The 2,416-nt window shown below is 74.5% G+C and carries 2 protein-coding genes and 1 pseudogene; 1 reads left to right on the top strand and 2 read right to left on the bottom strand.

Annotation, left to right across the window (positions count from 1 at the left end; all coding sequences use genetic code 11):
* Positions 1-94: pseudogene (locus tag ACFV4G_RS43355) on the top strand (IS5/IS1182 family transposase); the annotation flags it as partial.
* Positions 95-979: 885 nt separating this feature from the next.
* Here ACFV4G_RS43355 and ACFV4G_RS43350 read toward each other — a convergent pair.
* Positions 980-1,561, bottom strand: a complete 582-nt coding sequence (locus ACFV4G_RS43350; RefSeq protein ID WP_380449156.1) for a hypothetical protein — start codon at positions 1,559-1,561, stop codon at positions 980-982.
* 17 nt (positions 1,562-1,578) lie between these two features.
* A partial coding sequence (locus ACFV4G_RS43345) for a DnaB-like helicase N-terminal domain-containing protein (protein WP_380449154.1) occupies positions 1,579-2,416 on the bottom strand: 838 nt, incomplete at its 5' end.

The following is a 2,416-nucleotide window of genomic DNA, read 5'->3' as shown; positions in this document are numbered from 1 at the left end:
TGCCCCCGGCCTCACCCGGGCCCTACGCGACGCAGAACCGGAGTACGTGCTGGTCGACGGCACCCTCGCCGAATGCGACCGGGTCGGCGACGGCCTGCTCGTCGATGTTCTGCACCGGCTGCACGTGGTTCCAGCCGCCGGAATGCCGGTACGCCTCGCCGATCGCGCGCATGGCCTGGCCCGCCGACTCAGCGGCGCGGCCGAGGGTGGCGACGGCGTGGCGGCGTCCGGCTGTGGGTTCTGTCCGCTCGGTCTCGATCGGGTAGAACACGGCCTCGCCCAAGGGCTTGAAGAGCTGGCCGAGTTCGTCGAGTGCGCAGTACAGATGGATGCCCCGGCTGGTGCCCTCGGCGGCGAGCAGGTGCTTGTGGACCCCGTCGACGCCGTGGGCCAGGCGGAGCATCCGGCTCGCGTCCTCGACCGGGACAAGAGGCGGGGCCGCTCGCTCGGGTGCGCGCTGCGCGGACGCGGCCGGCGTCGTTCCGGCGCTCCGATCCGCTCCTTCACTCAGGGCTGTGGAGGCGTGGGAGAGGTGGGCGCGGGTGGCGGTGAGGGCGTCCTCGACGCGCGCCCGGAGCTGCTGGTGTTCCCCGGAGATCTCCTGAGCTGTGGGGTGGTTGAGGTGGTGGGCCGCCTCCAACGCGCCGCTCAGGATGGTTACCGCGTGGCCGAGGTCGGCGGTGGCCGCGCAGTAGCCGTCGGCCGCAGCGACGGCCTGCGGCATCGGGAGCCGCCGGTGCGGGTGGCCATCCCGGTACAGGCGTCCGGCAGCGGCGACCGCGTCGCGCTGCAGGCCGCCGACGCGGGTGAGAGCTGCGGCGAGGTGCGAGGGGCTCGTCGTGTTCGCGAACGCGGGCAGGGCCGAGGCCGCGCTGCGGACGTCGTGGGCCAGGGTGCGCAGGGCGCGGGCGTAGTCGTTGGTGTGGTCGGTCGGAGTGTTCAACGGTGCTCCGGGTTGTGACGTGTGGAGGGGGGCGGTTCAGCGGAAGCGTGCGGAGGAGAAGGCCGGCGGTGCGAGTGGCGGCGCCGTACTCGGAGCGGTCCTGGCCGATACGGTGACGGCGGTGGTCGAGCGGCTGAGCGCGGCCTGCACCCGTTGGGAGGGCGGCGCGACGACGGAGGCGGTCTGCCGCAGAGTCGCGGCTCCTTGGTCCAGCTCGTCGCGGGCCGTTTCGATGGCCCAGCCGATCACACCGGCCGCGTTCTGGCGGGCCTTGCGGACCTCGGGATCATCGCGGGTGTCCGCGGTCCGGCCGAAGAAGGCGAGCTGCTGGGCGACCGTTCCCAGGTCGGCGGCGGCCTGGCCGACGTGGCCGATCGCCGCAGCGTAAGCACCGGCGGCACGGAGCGCATGCTCGGGGGCGGGCTGTTCGGCCGCACGGGCGGTGAACTCGTTGCCCATGGCCGTGATGAGGGCGCCGAGTCGGGCGATCTGACGGCGCAGGGCGACCGGGTCCGGCACCTGGACGGGGAATCCGGCAGCCGGCAGCAGGGCCTTTTGCTGCTCCAGCGCGCTCGCGTGTGCGTACAGAGTGAAGGACTCGCTGTCGGGGCTGTTCACGAAGGGCTCCGGGAGGGCTAGTGAGGGGTGGGGCGGTAGCGGTCTCGCCCGAGCACCGGCCCGGAGGCCGGTACGGGGCCGGGTGCCGAGGTCTCGCGGTCGCGCAAGGTGGTGGGGCTGCGGGCGAGCGCCGCGTGGACGCGGGCCGCCTGGCCGGCGGCGGGCTGGGGCGGCTCGGGAGGGGACGTGGCGGCGAGCCAGCGGGCTCGTACGTCGTCGAGCGGACCGAGGGCGTGCAGCGCGTGGCCGATCAACTGCCCTGGCGCGAGCCGATGACCGTCGGCGTGGGCAGCGATCTGCTGTGCCGCTCCGGCAGCGGTGCGGGTGAGGGAGGATCGCAGGAGCTGCTCGCCGAGCCACTCGGCCGAGCCTGTCGCCCCGTCGGTGAGGATGGGAGCGAGCCGGTCCTCGGTGAGCGTGCCGTCGGCAAGCAGGCCGCGCCGCTGAACCTCCCATACGACGGTGACCGGGTCGATCACCTCGCCCCGGTGGTGGAGCGCGCCCACACACCGGTAGAGCTGGCCGTGGCCGGGATCGGCGAAGTCCTGGGGGCGCAGCCAGTCGAAGACCTCCTCGACCGCGCCGTCCTGGTGAACCAGCAGCGCCAGCAAGAACCGCTCGTCCTCGAGCCGGTCCACCGGAATCGGACCGGCAGCCGGCTCGGCGACCGGTGGTGCCGCGGGTGCGACGGGGCGGGGCTGGGTACCCCACCGTCCTGCCAGGTCCTCCAGGACGCCTGCGAGCACGTCGGCCTGGGCGACGGCGCCCCGGCCTCCGGCCTGTGCGGCGTCCGGCTGGGCGACGGCGAGCAGCCGGCCCGCGCGGGCGGCGACCGGGGGGTGGGACGGGCGCTCC

It is taken from the genome of Kitasatospora sp. NPDC059747, from assembly GCF_042732955.1.
GTDB lineage: Bacteria > Actinomycetota > Actinomycetes > Streptomycetales > Streptomycetaceae > Kitasatospora.
Note: the sequence above shows the minus strand (reverse complement) of the source record. Positions and strands in the feature narration are given on the sequence as shown.